This window comes from Yoonia maritima, from assembly GCF_003003285.1.
Lineage (GTDB): Bacteria > Pseudomonadota > Alphaproteobacteria > Rhodobacterales > Rhodobacteraceae > Yoonia > Yoonia maritima.
This window is the reverse complement of sequence record NZ_PVTP01000018.1, coordinates 17,251-36,276: the sequence shown is the minus strand read 5'-3', so window position 1 is coordinate 36,276 and position 19,026 is coordinate 17,251. Positions and strand designations below refer to the sequence as shown.

Genomic DNA, 19,026 nt, shown 5'->3' with positions numbered 1-19,026 from the left:
AGGGCAGCGATCTGCTTGAGGCCCTCCTCGGCGATGGGTGCCACATTGTTATGGGTCAGCTCATAAAGTTTACGTCGTGCATGTGCCCAGCAATACATGCCAGTGGACAGTTCGGTTACGACCGGGTTCATCTCTCAGGATGCGATGTCGGTCTATCGTATTTTCAATGCGGAACTGAAAGCCGCCGTTGAAGCGAAGTACCCATAGTCGAACAAGGTGAAAATTTGTGGGGCTCCTCTGGGCCCCCATCATGCTTCGTCACTGCCAATAGAGGTCCAAGCCGCACCCCTGTGATAGCTGATGGCGGCATCGAGGAAAGCCTGAACCGCCAGGCTTCGGAACTTCACAGGCGGAAAGACTGTATAGATTCCGCCCGCCCTGAGGGACCAGTCCGGCAAGAGTTGGACAAGCTTTCCCGATGCGAGTTCATCCTGCACGAGGAAATCCGGAAGCACCGAATAGCCGCCTCCGGCGCAGATGGAGGAAAGGATAGCCGGTCCGACATTCATGGCGCTTCTTTTGTGCGTTGTAATCGAAACAGAGGCCCTGCCGCGTTCGAATGTAAGTGTCGATTGGTCTGTCAGGGCCTTGTTGGCCACGAAGGCCAAGGGCTCTAAATCCTTTGGCGCGCCAACCCCGCCGGGGGGCACAAGATCCGGGGCGCAAACAACAACTTCACGAAAACTGCCGATCTTGCGGGCGCGGTTACTGGAATCGACCAGCCATCCCACCCGAAAAGCGATATCGTAGTTTTGTTCGACAGGATCAAACTGTTCGTCGCTAAGTGTCAGATCAACCTCAACGCTGGGATACTGCTGCGTAAAATGAGCAACCAATTGAGATAGATGCAGGGTGCCGTAGTCTATCGGCGCGGTTATGCGTAACTTTCCATGCGGCTCCGACGAACCAGCGACAGCAGCTTCAAAGGCTTCGTTTGCCTGATGAAGCGCGGCCTTGGCACGATGGTAGAATTCTTGCCCGACATCTGTTGCACTCAGATGCCGGCTGTTTCGGACCAGCAGGCTTACGCCCAATTCATCTTCCAACGTTAATAACTGCTTGCTGACGACAGCTTTGCTCAGTCCCAGCCGCTCTGCGGCAGCGGTAATGGTGCCCTCTTCAATTACGGCAACGAAGTGGCCCAGACGATTGAGATTGTATCGGCGGTTCTGCATGATTTATTGTCAACCTATTGCTTACACAATGTCAAGTTCAACTCTCTTTTGGTGACGGAATCCATGGCCTAAATTCACAGCATCGCATCAATGCAAACCCGATCAGATTTCGAAGGAGATTCCGATGAACAGACGTGACTTTCTTGCCAGTATTGGCGCCTCAGGTGCCGCAGCAACGTTTCTTTCGCCCAGCAACGCCCTAGCGGCGTCAAGCCTCGACATACAGGACTTTCGCAGCGGTCCCGATGGGTTCTTTCGCGCCCCGGTTCTGGTAACGGGGCCGAGCGAAGCAGTGCTCATCGATGGTGGCTTCAACTATCCTGATGGCCGTGCGCTCGCAGACGCGATTTCTGCAACCGGAAAGACGCTGACGACAATCTACATTAGCCAAAGCGACCCAGACTACTACTTCAGTCTGAAACCGGTTGTTGAACGTTTCCCCGACGCGCAAGTCATTGCAGCAAGCGCAACCCGCGCAGCGATTGACGGCAATATCGCCAAGAAGCTTGAGGCCTGGGGGCCGCAACTCGGAGAGAATGGCCCGCAATCTTTGGAAGACATCATTCTCCCTCAACCCTTTGATGGTTCGTCCTTGTCGGTCGATGGCGAGACGATAGATATCGTCACATCAACCGAACTCGACAATCGACGTTATCTTTGGGTTCCATCCCGTGAGGCGATCATTGGCGGTGTCATGATATTCTCGGGGACTCATGTGTGGGTGGCTGACACCCCAACACCAGAAAGCCGCGCCGCATGGGTAAGAGAGCTGGAAAAAATGCTGGATCGGAACCCCAAGGTGGCGATCGCGGGGCACGCAACAGTGGATGCGCCGTCCGGCGTGGACGCGATCACCTATACGCGCGACTATCTTCTGACATTCGAAGAGGAGCTTGCCAAAGCCACTGACGGAGACGCGCTCATCCAGGCGATGCAGGCACGGTACCCGAATGCCGATATGGGTCTTGCGCTCGATATTGGGGCCAAAGTTGCCAAGGGCGAAATGAGCTGGGGCTAAGCCCGGCCATTAACAACAGAGCGACCAACGTTGTTTGGTCGCTCTGACGCAAAATCAATTCATAGGCAGAAAGGAACATCTCATGTCTAACAAAAGCTTTGTGGTCATTTATGACACCTATTGTGGTTGGTGTTATGGGGCAGCCCCGGTGCTGGACGCTCTGGTATCGAGCGATGCCAAGGTTGAGCTTCTGCACAGGCAGTTGTTTTCAGGTCCAAACGCGCATCGCATGGCTGATGGGTTCGGAAAGCAAGCGGAACGCGTGGATGCCCATATCGAAGAACTCACGGGTCAGCCCTTTAGTCAAGCCTATGTCGAAAATATCCTGCGCTCTAAAAGCGAAGTTCTGAACTCTGAGTTGACCGCACAGGCCGCGGCCCTTGTACATGACAAAGGTGCCGCCGCCGAATTGAAGCTCGCCGCGTGGCTACAGAAATTGCGGTATGTCGACGGCGTATCAGCGGCGGATCGTCCTGCGCTCGTCAAAGCTCTTGTCGCCGAAGGCGTCGCTGAGGCGGAGGCTGAACAACTGGGGACCGCAAGATTGAAGGCAAAGGCAGATGCGGTTTCAGCCAGAGCCGTGACACTGTCGGCGCAATACGGCGCTCAGGGTGTTCCGACAGTTTTGGACATCTCTACAGGCGACGCGCAAATCATCGACGTGTCGCGTTACTACGACGCGCCGGCACAGATCCGGGCACTGACCGCCTAAAGGAATGGCGCTAAAACGGGTGGCGATCACGTTCGGTCGCCCCCCTTCGCCATTTCTTTGATAGTTGTAAATTGCACCAACGCCCCAACCGCCAAAGCCCAGGAGGCAATCATGACCCCCCTTGAGATCGTCAAAAGCACATATGAGAGCGCAACACCGGAACAAAATGCGAGCAACCTAGAGCGTCATATGGCCGCCGATGCCATTTGGACCGAAACCGCAGGGTCTCCCTACGCGGGCACGTTTGTCGGTTTCGCCGAAATCGCTCAGAATGTATTCGCCCGCCTTGGCGGAGAGTGGGCCGACTATAGGTTTGAACCGGAACGCTATCTCGCTGACGATGAAACTGTCGTCGCGATCGGAACTTACACAGGCGTCTATCACGCAACCGGGAAACCGATGAAGGCCCGTGTTGTTCATATCTGGCGGATCGCCAGCGGCAAGATTGCCGCCTTCGAACAGGTCGTCGACAGCAATAAACTCACCGAAGCTATGAACTAATTCACCACCGGCTCAAGGAGATTTCTGATGACGACCGAACAACACGATCACGACAAAGGCTTTCAGCATGACAGGTCACGCTGGCTCTCAAGGCGCGCCGCACTTTCCACCATGGCTGGCGTGGGGGCGGTTTTGGCAACCCCGCAATCCGTACTTGCCGCCTGCATGGCGCTGCCCCCAGAAACAGCAGGACCATTCCCGGCTGATGGGGCACATGGACGCAATGCAAGCGCCATCAATGTTCTTACAAGCGAAGGGGTTATCCGCGAAGACCTACGGACCAGCTTTGCGGGCCTGACACCCGTCGCACAAGGTGCCCCGCTTTCGGTCGAAATCAGGCTGGTTAGGGCAGGTGAAAATTGCACGCCTCTGGCTGGGCACGCCCTTTATCTTTGGCACTGCGACACGGTTGGCTATTATTCCATCTATGATGAGGCCGATCGCAACTACCTTCGTGGCGTCGGAATAACCGATGCCGATGGCGTGGTGCGCTTCACCACCATTATTCCTGGCTGCTACGATGGCAGATGGCCGCACATGCATTTTGAAGTGTTTGACAGCCCCCGGAACATGAACAATGGCCGCGACAGTCTGCTGATCTCGCAATTTGCACTGCCAGAGAACGTCAGCCGCGCCACCTACGAAGCGGACAGCAGATATTCCAACGGCATCAAAAACCTCAATCGCATCAGTCTGAGCCAAGACATTGCGTTCAGAGACAACGCATCTGCCGCGATGGCAGCTCAAACGCTGCAAATGAGCGGATCTCCTACAAGCGGTTTTTCTGGCACCATCACTATCGGGCTCGCTTAAGCGGGTTCGATATAGCCTGAGAACAATCAGACGAACCAAGGACATCCTGACCTAGTGGGGACGCAACCTGCAAGACGTCTGTTTCTTGTCATTGATAAAAAGGCGGCGACGGATCACTCTGACCCGCTTAGCTGACCTCGGGCTGATCAAAATTCTGCACTATCTAACCAATGGCGGCGTTCGAGGAACTGCAACGCAGCATCAACGATCTTGCTAATGACCTGTTTGGGCCGGGCGTGACGAGGAATAGGCCAGCCGCCAGTAGTTAAGATTTGTCAGCGCTGAAACGACCACAAGGCATTTGCCCAAAGGTGGCGTGATCAGACCGATGCACAGATTGAAGCGCAGCACGATACCAAGCTGGATCGAGCTGATGCCTTGCTCCATGGCTTGCGGAGCAAAGAGGGGTATCAGCAGAGTAAGGGCGACGGGCGTGTCCATGAACATGCCCGCGATCAGGAAAATGACCACAAGGAAAAACAGGTATTTCGTACCCGTCAGCCCGAAGGACTCCACCCAATTTGCCAGCGCCTGAGACCAGCCAAGCTGCCCCGCCAAATATCCTCGCCTTTCGCCAGCCGCAAAAAACGCCAACGAGAATAAGAACATCACTATGGTCTGCATACGTGACACCATGGTGGTAAAACATAGGACTGGGCCAACTAGCTCATACATTTGGTTGTCGAGACACTACTTCAAAACGGCGGGGAACCCATCCGACCCAGCCAAAAAGTCCAGAAAACTTCTTACCTTGGCGGGCAGATAACTACGATCAGCGTAAATGGCCTGAATATGCAATTTCGGCCAGGCTACGTTTGGCAACACGGCTTCAAGTCGATCGTCTTTCACGTCGTCTTGGGCGGCCCAGTTCGGAAGCATCGCAAAGCCCATTCCAGCTACAGCTGCTTGATGAAGAATGCTTTCGTTGGAGCTTACCAAAATTGGCCTGAATTTGACATCAATCCCGTCTTCTGCGCCAAACTTGAGCCGCCCGTCCGCAGCAACTTGAGAATACGCAAGCATCGGGGCGTTGTTCAGATCTTCCGGGGTTCCGGGGCGGCCAAAGCGGTCTAAAAAGGAAGGGGCTGCCACGAGCTGAAACGTAACCTCTGCCAGTTTTCGCGCGATCAGCCCGTCGTCCAATTTGAACGCAACGCGCAATGCTAGATCAATACCTTCTTCTACCATGTTAATCTTGCGGCCACTTAGGTCGATATCAAAGGTCACATGCGGATTTTGCTGATGGTAGGTGGTCAGAATTTTCGCAAAGGCCGGATTAGACATCCAAACAGGTAGCGACATTCTGAGCGTACCGCGCGGCGAAAGGCTGTCTGTGGTCAATTGCGCTTCAGCTTCGGTCAGCCCGTCAAGCAAAGGGCGGATTGTTTGCAGATACTGCGCGCCAGCCTCGGTCAGGCTAACGTTCCTGCTATTGCGATTGAGCAAACGCGCACCGACGCGAGTCTCTACATGTTTGACGTGTTTGCTGGTCATCGCAGGGGAGATATGTAGGCGCTCTGCAACGGCCGAGAAGTTTTTGTGCTCTGCAACCTCTACAAAAACACGCAAGCTCAGAAGTGTGTCCATCATCAACTCATAGTAAATGTTGCTTCAATAAATAAACTGATGATGCCGAAATGGGAAATCTTTATTCATGTCCTCATCACAATACGCTTCAACAGCAGATTTATGAAAGAGAACGACATGACAACGATTGACACAAACCCCGTACAATCCAGCAAGGGCTGGAATATTGGCCTCTGGGTCGTCCAAGCCCTGTTGGCTGCGATGTTCCTGATGGCCGGCGCAACAAAGCTGATGTCCGGATCGGCCGAATTGGTTGCGATGGGGATGGGCTGGGCCGAGAACGCCCCCCTCCTTTTGATCAAGTTTATCGGTCTGGCCGAGGTCGCGGGCGCACTTGGCCTTATCCTTCCAGCTGCCACCCGCATTATGCCACAACTGACGAAACTAGCTGCTGTGGGCCTGTGTGTTGTTATGGTTCTGGCTGCCGGTGTGCATATCTTTCGCGGTGAATTCGAAGTCGTTCCAGTGAACGCCGTTTTGTTCGCACTGGCCGCTTTGGTGGTTTGGGGACGCGCGAACAAGGCACCAATCGCTCCACGTGGTTAGTCCATCACGGCTCGCGCTCTGGTGCCTCTTGCCAGAGCGCGTTATTACTCAAAAGGTTGCTTTCGATGCTACATACCCCCCTCCTTGCCAACACTGGCCACCCTACGCAAATTGACCGCCTGTCTTGGGGCATGGTGGAACTCCAGGTGACAGACCTTGATCGTTCGGTCGCTTTCTGGACCTCGGCCTTGGGGCTGGTCGAACGCGAACTTGCATCTCCCGGCATCGCACTTGGTACGAAAGATCGCACACTGATCGTCCTTCGTCCCGGTGCAAACACCCCTGTCGCCGCGCCTTATACGGGCATGTACCACGTCGCGATTGGTGTCCGCAGCCAGGCGGAATTCTCGCGCCTGCTGACCCGCTTGATCCACTTGAATGTTCAAGTAGGCCCGACGGATCACTTGATGGCGAAATCGCTATACTTCCACGATCCCGACGGTCTGGAGATTGAGATTACATATGAGACACCAGAACGGTTTAGCCATTTTGGCGATATGTCTAAGGGCCTGACTTTGTTCGATGTTGATGGTAACCGGCATTCTGGCCGCGGACCGCTTGATGTGAGTGTTGAACTCGCCTTTGCAGCGGGGGCGGACCCTATGACCCCTTTGGCCGGTGACACCTACCTTGCGCATTTGCACTTTAAGGTCGCAGCACTCGGGTCCGCTTTGGATTGGTTCGAGACCCTTGGTTTTGAGCGTCACCTGACGCTGGATAACTGGGGTTTTGCCGATATGGGAGCAGGCCAACCCAATACGCACCGGTTGGCAATGAATATCTGGGCTGGGCCAAATCGCCCACCTAGGCCGCAAAATATGGCTGGATTGGTGCACTACGAGCTGATCTCCAACGTGGACGTCGTCGCCTCCTCTCACCTGCGCCAAGACGGCGATGTCTTTCGCGGCACCGACCCCACAGGTGTCAACGTTACTTTGCGTATAAGTAGATAGGACCACCTAATGCCCCCACAACCTCAATCTTACCGCCCCGCTCAGATCATTTTGCACTGGGTCGTTTTTGCGGCCATCTGGGTGCAGTGGCTTTTTAACGAGCCCATAAAACGCACCATTCACGCAATGCAGATCGGTACCACACCGGCCGGAAATGACATGACGATGGCCTGGGTACATGTGGGATTTGGATCAACGATCTTTCTCGCTGTGTTGGCAAGGCTGTACCTGCGCTACCGCTATGGCACGCCCGGTCACGCCCCCGGCACACCCCCGATGCAGGCCAAGATCGCAACAACTGTTCACTGGGCGCTTTACGGCGCGCTGATCGGTATGGTGATCACGGGCGGGATGACATGGAACGGCGTTGCTGATTTGGGTTACGCGCACCGGCTTTTGAATATGGTGCTCTTTGGTTTGATCACGACACATGCTGCCGCCGCCTTGTTCAACCAGTTCGTGCGCAAAGATGGCACGCTACGGCGGATGATGGTGTCGCGCAAAATCTAACCAAAACGGGGTCCGTCACGATGGCGTGCCCACCATTTGTCAAAGGAAACGAAGATGACGAAGACAATCCTCCTTTACGGCGGTTCTGGCCGCACGGGAACATTTGTGATGCAACAGGCCTTGGCCGCAGGACACAGCGTGCGCGCCTTGGTTCGCAATCCGGCCGTAATATCGCAAACCGACGCCAAACTGACGCTTATCAAAGGCACGCCTGAAGATGCCGATGACGTGGCCGAGGCGATGCAGGGCTGCGACGTGGTTATCAGCACGCTGAATAATGCGCGCGCCTCGGATTCCCCGTTTTCCAAGCTGGTGAACCGGGACTCGCTGTTGAAAGATATCATTGATGTCACTATCGCCGCGATGCACGATCAAGGCCTGCGCCGCATCGTGTCATTGGGGGCCGCAGGGGCGAACGAAAGCTATGACACCGCACCATTATTGATGCGGATGCTCATCAAGTGGTCCAATTTGGGCCATGCCTACCGCGATCACGAAATGGTCGAGGATGCGCTCGCCGCGTCTGGACTGGATTGGACAGTGGGCCGCGCGATGATGCTGGGAAAAAAGGAAGGCACGGCCCCAGTCATCGAAAGCTATGTGGTGGGCGGAGCCAACCAACCTAAGCCCGTGATGCAGATCTCACGAACCTCCGTGGCGCAGTGGCTTATCGAAGCCTTGGATCGCGCAGACCTTCATGGCAAAGCACCGATGATCTCGCAAAAATAAGTCTGGCCCGCCGCGATAGAACTGCGCGGCGGGTTCGTATCACTACGACAAACACCACGCGGCCATTTTCAACTAGTTCGTGCGCAAGGACAGCACGCTGGCACGCATGTTCTCCGCGCTCAAGATGTGAGAATACCGCCCGAGCCGCGGCGAAAACTCATGGCTCAGGCGTATGTTTATACAAGTACATATGACGGGACAAAAAATGCAACGTTTCTTCGCAGCGACCTCACCTTAGCTCACATGGGCAGTGCTTGCCTCCCCCGGGGTCATGATGACTTTCACCGCGTTGACATCCGATGATCCGCGGATTTTCCACCAGCTCGTGCACCCGTCCGGTGAAACCTCCGCACGGTTGTTGGTCGTGCAGATGATGGCAACCCCCTTTGGCGCTGCTGCTCAAGGGATGGCGGGGGCCGCAATGGTTGAAACGCAATCGCCGCTATTTGGGCGTCGCCTCATTTGGCTATGCGTTGCTGCACACGGCGTTCTACCTGCTGGATAAGGCGTCACTGACCACTGTTGTTGATGAATTGCCGCGCCTTTACATTTGGACTGGCTGGGTGGCGTTTATCATCTTCATACCGCTGGCACTGACATCAGTGGATTACTTCGTGCGCAAATTGGGCACATGGTGGAAGTGGCTGCAACGCTGGACCTATGCCGCAGCCGTGTTGACACTGGTACATTGGGCCGCTTTGCATGATTGGAACGGAGCAGCACCCGCTCTGGTTGTAACTTTGCCCCCCTGATCGCGCTTGAGGCCTACCGTGTTTGGTACTGGTATCTGCGGCCACTGCACATAGTGGCATAGCGACTGCATCGACGTCCTGGATCAATATATCAAGGAGAGCGAAGGGGGTTAACCCGCAAGCGACGCTTTCCTCGTCTACTGTTGCAGTCATCAATACGGGATGTAATTGCAAAGCCGAATGTCGCTCGCCGCGGTTCGCAGCCATTCGTACGAGCCGCAGCATCGGTCAAATTAGGGCTCCTTTCGGACCTCAGATGCAACGCAGCATCCGGTGATATACTGCCTTAGTCAACGTCGGGTTGTCGTTGTGGGAGGGCATGGCGGATCGGAGGATCAGTCATGGAAACACCAAACTTACCTGCAATTCGCGCACTTCGCCCTGCATGGAACAAAGGTCACATAGTCGGACAGAAACGGCCACTTAAGCCCAAACACGTTTGGGTAATCAGAGTAAGACTTGAGTTAGCGGAGAACCATCGAGATCTCGCACTCTTCAATATGGCAATCGACAGCAAACTTCGTGGGTGCGATTTGGTAAGGTTGAAGGCCGTCGATGTGATGGCGTCTGGCCAAATCAAGGAGCGCGCCTCTGTCCTGCAAAGCAAGAGGCAGAAACCCGTGCGCTTTGAGATATCCGAAGGCACGAGAGTTTCGGTCGAAAAGTGGATGGAGGATGAGCTAATGGTCGGCTCAGAGTACCTTTGGCCGGTTCGGTTTCACGAGCGCCTTCACATCTCGACGCGGCAGTATGCGCGGATCGTCCGCGACTGGGTCACATCAATCGGCCTAACACCTCTGAACAAATCGAGTGGCGGTAAAGAGCGCCTCGGACGGATTACCAAGAAAGGCGACAGGTACATTCGAAAGCTGCTGATCATCGGAATGACGTCACGCGCGTTGATGGCCCGGAATAAACCAGAAAAGGCAGATATCTGGACTGCAAAAATACTCGCAGAGAAACCGTTCCGGCTTGCAACAGTCGCAATGGCAAACAAATCTGCCCGGGTCATCTGGGCGATGCTTACCAAACGAGAGGAATACCGGCAGCCGATCGCCTGATCGGGTCAACCTGCCCAGAAATGCAAGACGCTTGATGTGATGATGCGAAATGAAGTCAACCAAAAGCCAGGACACTCCGACCAATGTCGCGGCCCCCAGAGGTCGTTTAGCCGATAGGAACCTTGCTTGCGGAACTCATCAGGGCCAGTGGCAATCGCCACGCAAACAGGCCGGACACACGACTGTACTGACGGATGATCGCAACACAAAAAACGCTTGCAATGCAGGAGCCATCCACACAGGTCATTGCCGATGCGGCTGAGCGCTGCGATGCAGCTTCACCAGACTGGGCTTTCGCCGCATTGCCGTAATGGTGATCTACTCGAACTCACACACTGCGGAGGAAGTTGACCTTAGTATGAGCAAAACCAACGACCGTTATCGAAGCAATGTACGCTAAGGTACCTCAGTACGATCGATTTGGATTACTTCGTAATCTGAACTGCTTCGTAACTGTCGGTTGCCCTTGCAAAGCCCGTTATTTTACCTGTTCCGGAAAAACATGGGCCAGCGCTGGGTCAAACGTCCATGACATCTCGTTGCCAGGTATCAAGACTGCATCTTCTGCGATGGACGCAATGCAGTTGCTGCCGTCGCTGACAGCCATGTTCACCACCGTTTCACTCCCAAGGCGTTCAGTCAGCACCACGTTACCTTTCAGCATGCCTTCGCCTTCAGCAGCAGCAGCCAAGTATTGCGGGCGTATGCCTAAGGTTGCCTCTTGTCCCGTGGAGAATGGACGCCCTTTGCGAGGGACTTTAACGCTGGCAAGCGCCGCGCTGGACACCTGCACCCAGTCGTCGCCAAAGTCATCGACTGTGACCTTAAGGAAATTCATCGACGGCGCACCAAGGAACCCCGCCACGAACAGATTGGCGGGTTCGTGGTACAGTTCCATCGGCGCACCGGACTGCATCACCTGCCCGTCCTTGAGCACGACAATCTTGTCGGCCAGCGTCATCGCTTCGACCTGATCGTGGGTGACGTAGATCATCGATGCACCGAGGTCTTGATGCAGCTTGCCGATCTCCATGCGCATATCCATACGCAAGGCCGCGTCGAGGTTTGAAAGCGGTTCGTCAAACAGGAATACCTTGGGATCACGCACGATGGCACGGCCGATGGCAACGCGCTGACGCTGGCCGCCTGACAGTTCAGACGGGCGACGCTCCAGCAGGTGTTCCATCTGCAAGATACGTGCGGCTTCGGCCACCTTCTCGGCCTTTTCGGCTTTACTCACCTTGTTGATGGTCAACCCGAAGGCCACGTTTTCACGCACGGTCATATGTGGGAAGATCGCGTAGGACTGGAACACCATCGCGATCCCACGCTTGGACGGCTCAAGGTCGTTCATCCGTGCACCGTCGATCTCTAGCGTGCCGTCGGTGATATCCTCAAGCCCAGCAATCATGCGTAGCAGCGTGGATTTTCCGCAACCCGACGGGCCGACGAAGACAACGAATTCGCCATCTTCGATGTCTATATCGACGCCCTTGATGACCTCGACGTCGCCATAGCTTTTGCGCACGTCACGAAGTTTAACCGTTGCCATTATTCTGCTGCCTTCAACTGGGGTGGGATGATCAACAGGCCATCGTCGGTAAGTTCGACAGGGTCTGGGTCCATGATGTGTCCGACAAATTCTACGCCTTCAGGCTTGTCTGCAAAGCCAAGGATCACCACGCCGTCATCCGTGTCGACAATACGTGCGGCATAGCGGGTGCACGGGTCTGTCCCGTCAAGGAAACCGGGCGCAATGCGCCATGGGCCGCGGGGACCTTCACCGATCAGGTAATGATTGCCGGTGACGACCGGGCGCAGTTTTGTCTGCTCTTGCGAGTAGTGGTGCGCGGCAGTGCAGAAGAGGCAATACCAGGAGCCGTTCTTTTCGAACACCTGAGGAACTTCAAGTTGGCCGAACCCACCGGTAAAGACCGGCGCCTCAAGCATCCAATCGTATCCATCGGGAGACGTGGCAAAACCGATGCAACCCGCATCGTTGGCTTCTGCGATACCTGGCGCGCGGGCAGTGAAATACATCAGCCAGCCGTCGCCTTCTGGATCGCGCATCACCCATGGATCACGCATGGCGCGGTCATGCCATTCTCCGTTAGAAACGTCGACCTCGTAGTGGTTGGCATTCGGCCCAACCAGGTCAAGGATCAGACCGTCACCGACACGTTTCCAGTTGTGCAAATCGGTCGAGGTCGCGTGCCCGATCCTCTGAGCCAATTGAGGGTCGTTCTTACGGGTGCCCGTATAGTACAGGTGCCAAAGGTCATCGTCGCCGCGCACCACGGACCCGGTCCATGTGGTGTAGTTGTCCCAGCCATCCTCGGACGGTTTGAAGCACGTTCCAAGATAGTCCCAATTCACCAAATCAGTGCTTGTCGCATGGCCATAAGACACATTGAAATGTCTTAGGTCAGGATCGCCAATCGCGTGTGGTGCCTTAAGAAAATAGCCATGGTATTTTTCACCATCGTGAACATACCAACTATCCCAAACGAAATGGTCTTTAAGAGCGAGAACCATGGATCAGCCTTTCACGCCGGTTGAAGCAATCGACGCAATGAACGCGCGTTGCAGTACAAGATAGAAGGCCAGAACAGGGATCGTGATGATCGTCAGATAGGCCATGATTTCCCCCCATGCTGTGCTCAGCTGGAAGAAATATTGAACGCCGACCATGACGGGACGGTAGGCTTCCTGTTGCACGACCATAAGCGGCCACAGGTATTGGTTATACATCGCAAGGAATTTCAGAATCGCGGCGGTTGCCAGAATGGGACCGGACAGCGGCATCACCACACGCAAATAGATCTGCATCCAGCTTGCGCCTTCGACGCGGGACGCTTCGATCAGGTCGCGAGGAAGATCGCGGAAATACTGGACGAACAAGAAGATGGTCAGCCCATCCGCCACCAGCGGGATGATCTGGACGCGGTAGGTGTCCAGCCAGCCGAATGTCAGCCCTTCCATGCCGATCCACGGCAATTTTGACACAAACAGCAGCAGCGGAATGGCAATGGTTTCAAACGGGATGATCAGCGTCGCGATGATAATCGCCAGCGCGACATTTTTGCCTGACCAATTCAGGAACACAAAGGAAAACGCCGCCAAAGAGCATAGCAACAAGGACAAAAAGACCGTCGTCGCCGTCACGAAAAGCGAATTGAACATGAACTGGGCAATCGGCACCCGCGAAAAGGCGTTGTAATAATTGTCGAGACTGATGTCGCCCACCGGTAGGAACGCCCGCAAACTGGATGTGTCGCGCAGCAATTGCAGGTCGGGCTTGAGGCTCGACATGACCATAAACACCAGCGGGAAGATAAAGATCAGGGCAATCAGCGTCAGCACCAGATAGCGCACGGCCAGACGCAGCCCACGATTGTCGGGGTTAATCGTCGCCATTTTATCTCTCCCTTGTGAGATAGCGTTGGATGAGGCTGATGCTTAGGACCAGCAAGAACAGAACAACCGAAATCGCAGACCCGCCAGAGATGTCTTGTTTGCCGTAGCCGCGTTCAACCGCCTGGAACACAATCGTTGTTGTGCTGTCCAACGGTCCGCCGCGCGTCATCACGTCGATCTGCGCAAACAGGGCAAAGGCCTGCATGGTGATCACGATCAGGATCAGCACAGCGGTATTGCGCAGTCCGGGCCATGTGACATAGCGGAACGTCTGAAATTTGCTCGCCCCTTCGATGGAAGAGGCTTCGTATAATGTCGGGCTGATGGTTTGCAGTCCGGACAGCCAGATCACCATATGAAACCCGACAGCCTGCCAGATCGACATGCCCATGATCGCACCCAATGCGGTGTTTTCCGACCCAAGCCAGTCGCGCCCCTCAAAGGTGCCAAATGTGACAAAGCCAAGCACGTTATTCAGCAGCCCGTCATTGCCGTCATAGATGAACCGGAACAGCAGTGACACGACCACAATCGAGACAACAACCGGCATGAAATAGATCGCGCGGTAGACGTTGATCCCGCGCAAGCGCTGGTTGATCAGCAGTGCCAAACACAGCGCTAATCCCGCCTGCACAGGCGCCACCACAAGCACGAACATCAAGGTGTTGCGCAAGGATTTCCAGAACACCACATCGGTCGCCACAACGACCTTGGCGGTCTCGCCCCAATGCCACCGGAACCATTCGCGCATTCCGGCATATTGCGAATAATCGGGATTGTTCCGCGTAAAGGTCCGCACCCGCGGATATTGCGCGTTACCTGCGTCATCACGCACAACCGCGCCTGTGTCATCAACCTCTGGTTCGATGGTCAGGACAGAAATGCTGAGCAAGCGATCGTAGTTGCTAAGCCCCACAAATTCGGTTGGGTTCGGCGAAATCAACCGCTGATTGGTCAGCGACAAATAGAATGCAAAGAAAAAGGGGATCACGATAAACAACATGATCAACCCAAAACCCGGTAAGGCAAAGCCCCAGCCTGCGCGGTTTGATGTGGTCAGTTTCGACGCCATTTTTCACTGCTTTCCAGATAGGGATGCGGGGCGATCCATGCCGCCCCGCACATCAGATTTAGTGGCCGTAGCCGCCGTTGCGTTCGATGTCGGCGTTGATTTCATCAACAGCCGCATCAAGCGTATCCGCCACGTCAGCACCGTTCGCGATGTCTGCCAGTGCCTTTTCAAACACTTTCGCGGACACAACGTAGCCCGGTGTGACAGGGCGCAGCGTGGCTTGACCTGCGGATAGACCAAAGAACACTTCCAACGCGCCGCCTTCGGCGTAATTGTCTGTCATCGCAGCAGCGGTTGACGTGGCTGGGATCAAGCCTGTGACGTTCGAGAAATTCGCGAGATATTTGTCTTGCAACGCAAATTCGATGAATGCCGCAGCACCGTCTGCATTTTCAGACGTACCGGACACGCCAAACTGCCATGACGCTGCGCCGATTTTCGGGCCGTTGCCAAAGTCAGGTGCTGGTAGGAAAACAACGTCATCATGCACTTCAAGCGCGGCCAAAGCAGCCCAGTTACCGTTCCATGAGAAAGCGTATTTGCCGTCAACGAAACCGGTGTCACGATCAGCCGGATCTTGCGATGTGCCGGGTGCGTAGCCGTCTGCGAACAGAGACTGCCACCAGTTACCAAATGCGACCGCTTCTTCGCCGTTCAATGCGCCTTCTGCGGTTGCGTATGTAGTGCGATCAACAATATCGCCACCAAATGACTGCAGGAACGGGCTAAACGCATATGGATACCATTCACCAGTCCAAGGCATCCCAAGATCAAAGGCATATTCAAAGTCACCGGATGCTTTGGCAGCGTCCAGTGCGGCCATGAATTCTTCGCCGGTCCATGGGTTGTCAACATCCGGTGTGCGCAGCCCAAGTGCGTCCAGGGTGGACTGGCGCGACATCAGAGCAACGGCCGCATCCCAGAAACCGATGGAATAAAGCTGACCATCCCAATAGCCCTTCGGCCCATCAAGAAATTCCGCAATGGCGGCTTCGTCAATGTTGAGCGGCTGAAGATACCCGGCCCACGCCCAGTTTGGCATCACAGGACCGTCAACGTCCAAAATGTCCGGCAGGTTGCCAGCAAGGGCCGCTGCAACAACAGAGTCGTTGTAAGATTCCTGCGGGAAGCTTTCGACGACAACTTTGTATTCATCCTGACTTGCGTTGAAGTCGTCAATAATCATGTTCAACGCGCCGGATTCGGCTTCGTTGCCAGCACCGTGATACCACAGGCTTAGCTCTGTCTGGGCCGCAGCAACGCTGGCCCAGCTGACGGATGCGACAAGCGCTGCCCCAAAGGTCATTCCTAGTTTCATTTAGTCGTCCTCCCTATTGACGAAAGTCTTGTGATGGGTGTCGGCAATTCCTTCACGGAATTTCCGGGGTTTACGGGGCCACCAACCAAAATTGGCTGTGTGGGTGCGTCTGCGGTGCCCTTGATCATGCCAAGCAGCAGTTCCGTGGCGCGAATACCAATCGCGCCGTAAGGCAGTTCAGCTGACAGCAATGTCGGGTAAAGCGTATCGGTGATCAGGCGGTGGCCGTCATAGCCCGCGACGGACAGGTCAGCGGGCAAAGACACACCACGGCTGCGCAAAATTCCGTAGGCGCGCATCGCCATGCGATCGTTACCGAAACAGATGACGGTCGGCGGTTCAGGCAAACTAAGAACGCGGTCAATCGCATCCCAAAGAAGCTGCACGCCCGCGTCATCGTCCGCGATAGTGACTTCGGCAGGCTCCAAAAGAGACGGATCAAATGCGATATCCGCCGCAGCCAAGGCATCCTTGTACCCCTTCACCCGCAGGCCTGTGGCGACGAGCTGTGTGCTGAGCGAGATATAGGCGATGCGACGGTGCCCTTTTGCGATCAGGCTGTTCACCAAATGCAGCTGCCCTTGATAATCGTTAGGGAGAACCGCCGGCGTACCCTTGTCGTCAAAACAATTGGCCAGAACCATCTTGGTCGATGCGGAAACGGTCGGCAAAGACACCTGCCGATGGTGGTCCGCTGCATAGATAAGACCTTCGACGCGGTGTTCTTCAAACGTGCGGACCAGTTGCGGCACCCGATCCATGCGCCCGCCGGTGTCGGCAATCAACAGGGTCTTGCCGCTGGCCTCCATCGCACGCTGGATACCCTGAACAATATATAGATCGGGCAGACCGGCATTTTCGGACCGGTTCGGGGAGAGTGAAATCGCCCCCGTGATTAGCCCCACCAAACCGGATTTGTTGGACCGCATCGCCCGCGCGGCGGTCGACGGCACATAACCCAATTCAGCAATTGCCTTGTTGACTGCATCTTTTGTTGGTTTCTTGACCGGCGCATCGCCGTTCAACACACGGCTAACGGTTTTTGGCGAAACGCCAGCAACGCGTGCAACATCGTAAATTGTAGCCAAGGTCAGCCCTCCCAGACAACAGCGTCGGGTGATCTAGAATCGCCCAAGCACAATGACACCGATGTCATGACACCGATGTCATTGTGTGTCAATCACCGTAGCTGCACTCTTTCAGAGCCCGAGCTTTCCGCTTTTGAGCTGTAGCACTGACCGAACAAATTCTCTGTGGTCGAGAACCATGCCCAGGTTGGTGCCGATTTCTGCATGCAGGGCGGCAGCGATCTCGTCTGCCTCATGTTCGGTTTGGACGCGGGCCACCGGCAAACCATCCCGCAGCGGTGCCAGCTTCACCTTGTCCTTATCGGCCAAGTGATAGGTGCCCGTGGCGGTGTGAGCGCGCACCAGATAGAGCGTGGCACGGCGTTTGATCTTTGCCCGATCCGTGTCGCGGATCTGGTCTTCGAAGCTGGGCGAATGATCAATCCGGTCGGAAGCCTCAGCCTCGGCGCGCTGCTCTAGGTCCGTACGGATTGTTCGCAGTGTTTTGGTGAGACGTTCCTCGACAGCCTGCATTGTTGGGAGATCGTCGTCGAATTTGATCTGACTGAACGGGATGGTGGTGGTGCTGGGCAAAACGGATTCCTTTCATCGCACAACTCATGCGTTGCGCATTGCTCTCGCGGCCCAAACGGGCTGAGAGGCGTTAAATGAAAGGTTCCGGAACCTTTAGAACATTTAGTGAACTTAGAATCGGGGGCCTGTCAACACCGTGAAATGCACTGATCTACGGGGGGTGATTCCACCCGGCTGAGATCTCGATAGCGCCTTAAGATACTGTAATATAATCATAAAATACGTAAAGCCACCGCATCTTCGTACGCTTCTGGTTTCTTTTTCGTACGCTATAGGTTTTTCTGGCTTTTTGATGTCGGACATCCAACTGCGACTGCCAAGCGGCGAATTTGTTCCCCTCTCCTCGACGGCGACACTGACCCCGGTCGTCAGCCAATCCTCTATCGAACGTCAGGGCGGCACTTTAGCTGTTTCGGTTCAGGCTAACCTTCCGGACGGTGTTGATCTTGGCACTGCCATGGCCCGCGTAGACGAACTCGCCGCACAAACCCTACCCGATGGCATGGGGATCGTTTACACGGGCGAGGCAGCGTCGTTGGGCGATAGCCAGTCAGGCATGTATATGGTGTTCGGCGTGGCCGCTATCGTGGTGTTCCTCGTTCTGGCCGCTCAATTCGAAAGCATCGCAAGCGCGGTCGTTATCATGCTGACTGTGCCCTTCGGCCTTGCGGCCGCACTACTAGCGATTTCGATCACCGGCGGTTCGCTGAACTATTACAGCCAGATCGGGCTGGTCCTGTTGATCGGGGTGATGGCAAAGAACGGCATTCTGATCGTCGAATTTGCCAACCAACTGCGTGAGGCGGGGCAGGACATTGACAGCGCCATTCGCGACGCCCTGCGGCTGCGCATCCGCCCCGTGATGATGACGATGGTGTCCACCGTCTTTGGCGGGTTGCCCCTTGTTTTGTCATCGGGTGCCGGTGCCGAAGCGCGCGTTGCAGTCGGTTGGGTCATCGTCGGAGGGCTTGGCTTTGCCACCGTATTTACCCTGTTCCTGACGCCAGTATTCTACCGCTGGATCACCGTATGGGGTGCAGAGCCGGGTACATCAGCGCGCCGTTTGCACAAAGAGCGGGCACTTCTGACAGCTGCAGAATAGGTTTGAACGGCAGGTTTGCGCCCACTTCAACTGCGAACTAAGGCACTGCACCTACCTATCTGCGCGGGTTTCGACGTAGGGCGTTCCAGTGGCGGCAAG

At 55.4% G+C, this 19,026-nt stretch carries 21 protein-coding genes and 1 pseudogene; 11 read left to right on the top strand and 11 right to left on the bottom strand.

Annotation, left to right across the window (positions count from 1 at the left end; genetic code table 11):
- Both CLV80_RS18265 and CLV80_RS17835 read right to left on the bottom strand, forming a co-directional pair.
- A pseudogene (locus CLV80_RS18265) lies at positions 1-95 on the bottom strand (IS66 family transposase); the annotation flags it as partial.
- Between the two features lie 153 nt (positions 96-248).
- Positions 249-1,175, bottom strand: coding sequence for a LysR family transcriptional regulator (locus CLV80_RS17835; RefSeq protein ID WP_106359298.1), 927 nt, complete (start codon positions 1,173-1,175; stop codon positions 249-251).
- 124 nt (positions 1,176-1,299) lie between these two features.
- Between CLV80_RS17835 and CLV80_RS17830 the strand changes: the two genes are divergently transcribed.
- The 4 genes from CLV80_RS17830 (at position 1,300) to CLV80_RS17815 (ending at position 4,219) form a co-directional block, all read left to right on the top strand.
- Positions 1,300-2,193, top strand: coding sequence for an MBL fold metallo-hydrolase (locus CLV80_RS17830; RefSeq protein WP_106359297.1), 894 nt, complete (start codon positions 1,300-1,302; stop codon positions 2,191-2,193).
- An 82-nt stretch (positions 2,194-2,275) separates the two neighbouring features.
- On the top strand, positions 2,276-2,905 hold the full coding sequence (locus tag CLV80_RS17825; protein ID WP_106359296.1) for a DsbA family protein: 630 nt from the start codon (positions 2,276-2,278) through the stop codon (positions 2,903-2,905).
- 111 nt (positions 2,906-3,016) lie between these two features.
- On the top strand, positions 3,017-3,406 hold the full coding sequence (locus tag CLV80_RS17820) for a nuclear transport factor 2 family protein (protein WP_106359295.1): 390 nt from the start codon (positions 3,017-3,019) through the stop codon (positions 3,404-3,406).
- Positions 3,407-3,433: 27 nt separating this feature from the next.
- Positions 3,434-4,219, top strand: coding sequence for a dioxygenase family protein (locus CLV80_RS17815; protein WP_106359294.1), 786 nt, complete (start codon positions 3,434-3,436; stop codon positions 4,217-4,219).
- A 213-nt stretch (positions 4,220-4,432) separates the two neighbouring features.
- Here the strand turns inward: CLV80_RS17815 and CLV80_RS17810 are convergent, their stop codons facing one another.
- Entirely contained in the window at positions 4,433-4,843 is a 411-nt protein-coding gene (locus tag CLV80_RS17810) for a TRAP transporter large permease subunit (RefSeq protein WP_243394620.1), read from the bottom strand.
- 66 nt (positions 4,844-4,909) lie between these two features.
- Entirely contained in the window at positions 4,910-5,809 is a 900-nt protein-coding gene (locus CLV80_RS17805) for a LysR family transcriptional regulator (RefSeq protein WP_243394619.1), read from the bottom strand.
- A 114-nt stretch (positions 5,810-5,923) separates the two neighbouring features.
- Between CLV80_RS17805 and CLV80_RS17800 the strand changes: the two genes are divergently transcribed.
- The 6 genes from CLV80_RS17800 (at position 5,924) to CLV80_RS18690 (ending at position 10,357) form a co-directional block, all read left to right on the top strand.
- Positions 5,924-6,352: a DoxX family protein gene (locus CLV80_RS17800; protein WP_106359300.1), complete on the top strand. Its 429-nt coding sequence runs from the start codon at positions 5,924-5,926 to the stop codon at positions 6,350-6,352.
- 65 nt (positions 6,353-6,417) lie between these two features.
- Positions 6,418-7,305, top strand: coding sequence for a VOC family protein (locus tag CLV80_RS17795; protein WP_106359292.1), 888 nt, complete (start codon positions 6,418-6,420; stop codon positions 7,303-7,305).
- A gap of 9 nt (positions 7,306-7,314) precedes the next feature.
- Complete coding sequence (locus tag CLV80_RS17790) at positions 7,315-7,815, top strand: cytochrome b (RefSeq protein WP_106359291.1); 501 nt, start codon at positions 7,315-7,317, stop codon at positions 7,813-7,815.
- 54 nt (positions 7,816-7,869) lie between these two features.
- A complete protein-coding gene (locus CLV80_RS17785) occupies positions 7,870-8,544 on the top strand; it encodes an NAD(P)-dependent oxidoreductase (RefSeq protein ID WP_106359290.1) in 675 nt (224 codons plus the stop codon).
- 425 nt (positions 8,545-8,969) lie between these two features.
- Positions 8,970-9,296, top strand: a complete 327-nt coding sequence (locus CLV80_RS18695; RefSeq protein ID WP_243394618.1) for a ferric reductase-like transmembrane domain-containing protein — start codon at positions 8,970-8,972, stop codon at positions 9,294-9,296.
- 341 nt (positions 9,297-9,637) lie between these two features.
- Positions 9,638-10,357: a transposase gene (locus CLV80_RS18690; protein ID WP_106359289.1), complete on the top strand. Its 720-nt coding sequence runs from the start codon at positions 9,638-9,640 to the stop codon at positions 10,355-10,357.
- 478 nt (positions 10,358-10,835) lie between these two features.
- Here the strand turns inward: CLV80_RS18690 and CLV80_RS17770 are convergent, their stop codons facing one another.
- From CLV80_RS17770 to CLV80_RS17740, 7 genes are all read right to left on the bottom strand, one after another.
- The gene (locus CLV80_RS17770; protein ID WP_106359288.1) at positions 10,836-11,909 is read right to left on the bottom strand and encodes an ABC transporter ATP-binding protein; all 1,074 of its coding nucleotides are present in this window, start codon (positions 11,907-11,909) and stop codon (positions 10,836-10,838) included.
- Positions 11,909-12,892 (bottom strand): glycoside hydrolase family protein, encoded by a 984-nt coding sequence (locus CLV80_RS17765; RefSeq protein WP_106359287.1) that lies wholly within the window; start codon positions 12,890-12,892, stop codon positions 11,909-11,911. Before CLV80_RS17765 ends, CLV80_RS17770 begins: the two co-directional genes overlap by 1 nt.
- A 3-nt stretch (positions 12,893-12,895) precedes the next feature.
- A complete protein-coding gene (locus CLV80_RS17760) occupies positions 12,896-13,774 on the bottom strand; it encodes a carbohydrate ABC transporter permease (protein WP_106359286.1) in 879 nt (292 codons plus the stop codon).
- A gap of 1 nt (position 13,775) precedes the next feature.
- Positions 13,776-14,846, bottom strand: a complete 1,071-nt coding sequence (locus CLV80_RS17755; RefSeq protein ID WP_106359285.1) for a carbohydrate ABC transporter permease — start codon at positions 14,844-14,846, stop codon at positions 13,776-13,778.
- A 58-nt stretch (positions 14,847-14,904) separates the two neighbouring features.
- Positions 14,905-16,164, bottom strand: coding sequence for an extracellular solute-binding protein (locus tag CLV80_RS17750; RefSeq protein WP_106359284.1), 1,260 nt, complete (start codon positions 16,162-16,164; stop codon positions 14,905-14,907).
- Complete coding sequence (locus CLV80_RS17745; protein ID WP_106359283.1) at positions 16,161-17,252, bottom strand: LacI family DNA-binding transcriptional regulator; 1,092 nt, start codon at positions 17,250-17,252, stop codon at positions 16,161-16,163. Before CLV80_RS17745 ends, CLV80_RS17750 begins: the two co-directional genes overlap by 4 nt.
- A gap of 111 nt (positions 17,253-17,363) precedes the next feature.
- The gene (locus CLV80_RS17740) at positions 17,364-17,825 is read right to left on the bottom strand and encodes a hypothetical protein (RefSeq protein WP_106359282.1); all 462 of its coding nucleotides are present in this window, start codon (positions 17,823-17,825) and stop codon (positions 17,364-17,366) included.
- A 292-nt stretch (positions 17,826-18,117) separates the two neighbouring features.
- Here CLV80_RS17740 and CLV80_RS17735 point away from each other — a divergent pair, with 292 nt between their 5' ends.
- Positions 18,118-18,927, top strand: a complete 810-nt coding sequence (locus CLV80_RS17735) for an efflux RND transporter permease subunit (protein ID WP_243394617.1) — start codon at positions 18,118-18,120, stop codon at positions 18,925-18,927.
- Positions 18,928-19,026 lie beyond the last annotated feature (99 nt).

What these genes read in the sequence shown, in the direction of transcription:
- CLV80_RS17835 (WP_106359298.1), bottom strand. Translation starts at nt 1,175, where the DNA reads ATGCAGAACCGCCGATACAATCTCAATCGTCTGGGCCACTTCGTTGCC.
- CLV80_RS17830 (WP_106359297.1), top strand. Translation starts at nt 1,300, where the DNA reads ATGAACAGACGTGACTTTCTTGCCAGTATTGGCGCCTCAGGTGCCGCA.
- CLV80_RS17825 (WP_106359296.1), top strand. Translation starts at nt 2,276, where the DNA reads ATGTCTAACAAAAGCTTTGTGGTCATTTATGACACCTATTGTGGTTGG.
- CLV80_RS17820 (WP_106359295.1), top strand. Translation starts at nt 3,017, where the DNA reads ATGACCCCCCTTGAGATCGTCAAAAGCACATATGAGAGCGCAACACCG.
- CLV80_RS17815 (WP_106359294.1), top strand. Translation starts at nt 3,434, where the DNA reads ATGACGACCGAACAACACGATCACGACAAAGGCTTTCAGCATGACAGG.
- CLV80_RS17810 (WP_243394620.1), bottom strand. Translation starts at nt 4,843, where the DNA reads ATGCAGACCATAGTGATGTTCTTATTCTCGTTGGCGTTTTTTGCGGCT.
- CLV80_RS17805 (WP_243394619.1), bottom strand. Translation starts at nt 5,809, where the DNA reads ATGATGGACACACTTCTGAGCTTGCGTGTTTTTGTAGAGGTTGCAGAG.
- CLV80_RS17800 (WP_106359300.1), top strand. Translation starts at nt 5,924, where the DNA reads ATGACAACGATTGACACAAACCCCGTACAATCCAGCAAGGGCTGGAAT.
- CLV80_RS17795 (WP_106359292.1), top strand. Translation starts at nt 6,418, where the DNA reads ATGCTACATACCCCCCTCCTTGCCAACACTGGCCACCCTACGCAAATT.
- CLV80_RS17790 (WP_106359291.1), top strand. Translation starts at nt 7,315, where the DNA reads ATGCCCCCACAACCTCAATCTTACCGCCCCGCTCAGATCATTTTGCAC.
- CLV80_RS17785 (WP_106359290.1), top strand. Translation starts at nt 7,870, where the DNA reads ATGACGAAGACAATCCTCCTTTACGGCGGTTCTGGCCGCACGGGAACA.
- CLV80_RS18690 (WP_106359289.1), top strand. Translation starts at nt 9,638, where the DNA reads ATGGAAACACCAAACTTACCTGCAATTCGCGCACTTCGCCCTGCATGG.
- CLV80_RS17770 (WP_106359288.1), bottom strand. Translation starts at nt 11,909, where the DNA reads ATGGCAACGGTTAAACTTCGTGACGTGCGCAAAAGCTATGGCGACGTC.
- CLV80_RS17765 (WP_106359287.1), bottom strand. Translation starts at nt 12,892, where the DNA reads ATGGTTCTCGCTCTTAAAGACCATTTCGTTTGGGATAGTTGGTATGTT.
- CLV80_RS17760 (WP_106359286.1), bottom strand. Translation starts at nt 13,774, where the DNA reads ATGGCGACGATTAACCCCGACAATCGTGGGCTGCGTCTGGCCGTGCGC.
- CLV80_RS17755 (WP_106359285.1), bottom strand. Translation starts at nt 14,846, where the DNA reads ATGGCGTCGAAACTGACCACATCAAACCGCGCAGGCTGGGGCTTTGCC.
- CLV80_RS17750 (WP_106359284.1), bottom strand. Translation starts at nt 16,164, where the DNA reads ATGAAACTAGGAATGACCTTTGGGGCAGCGCTTGTCGCATCCGTCAGC.
- CLV80_RS17735 (WP_243394617.1), top strand. Translation starts at nt 18,118, where the DNA reads ATGTCGGACATCCAACTGCGACTGCCAAGCGGCGAATTTGTTCCCCTC.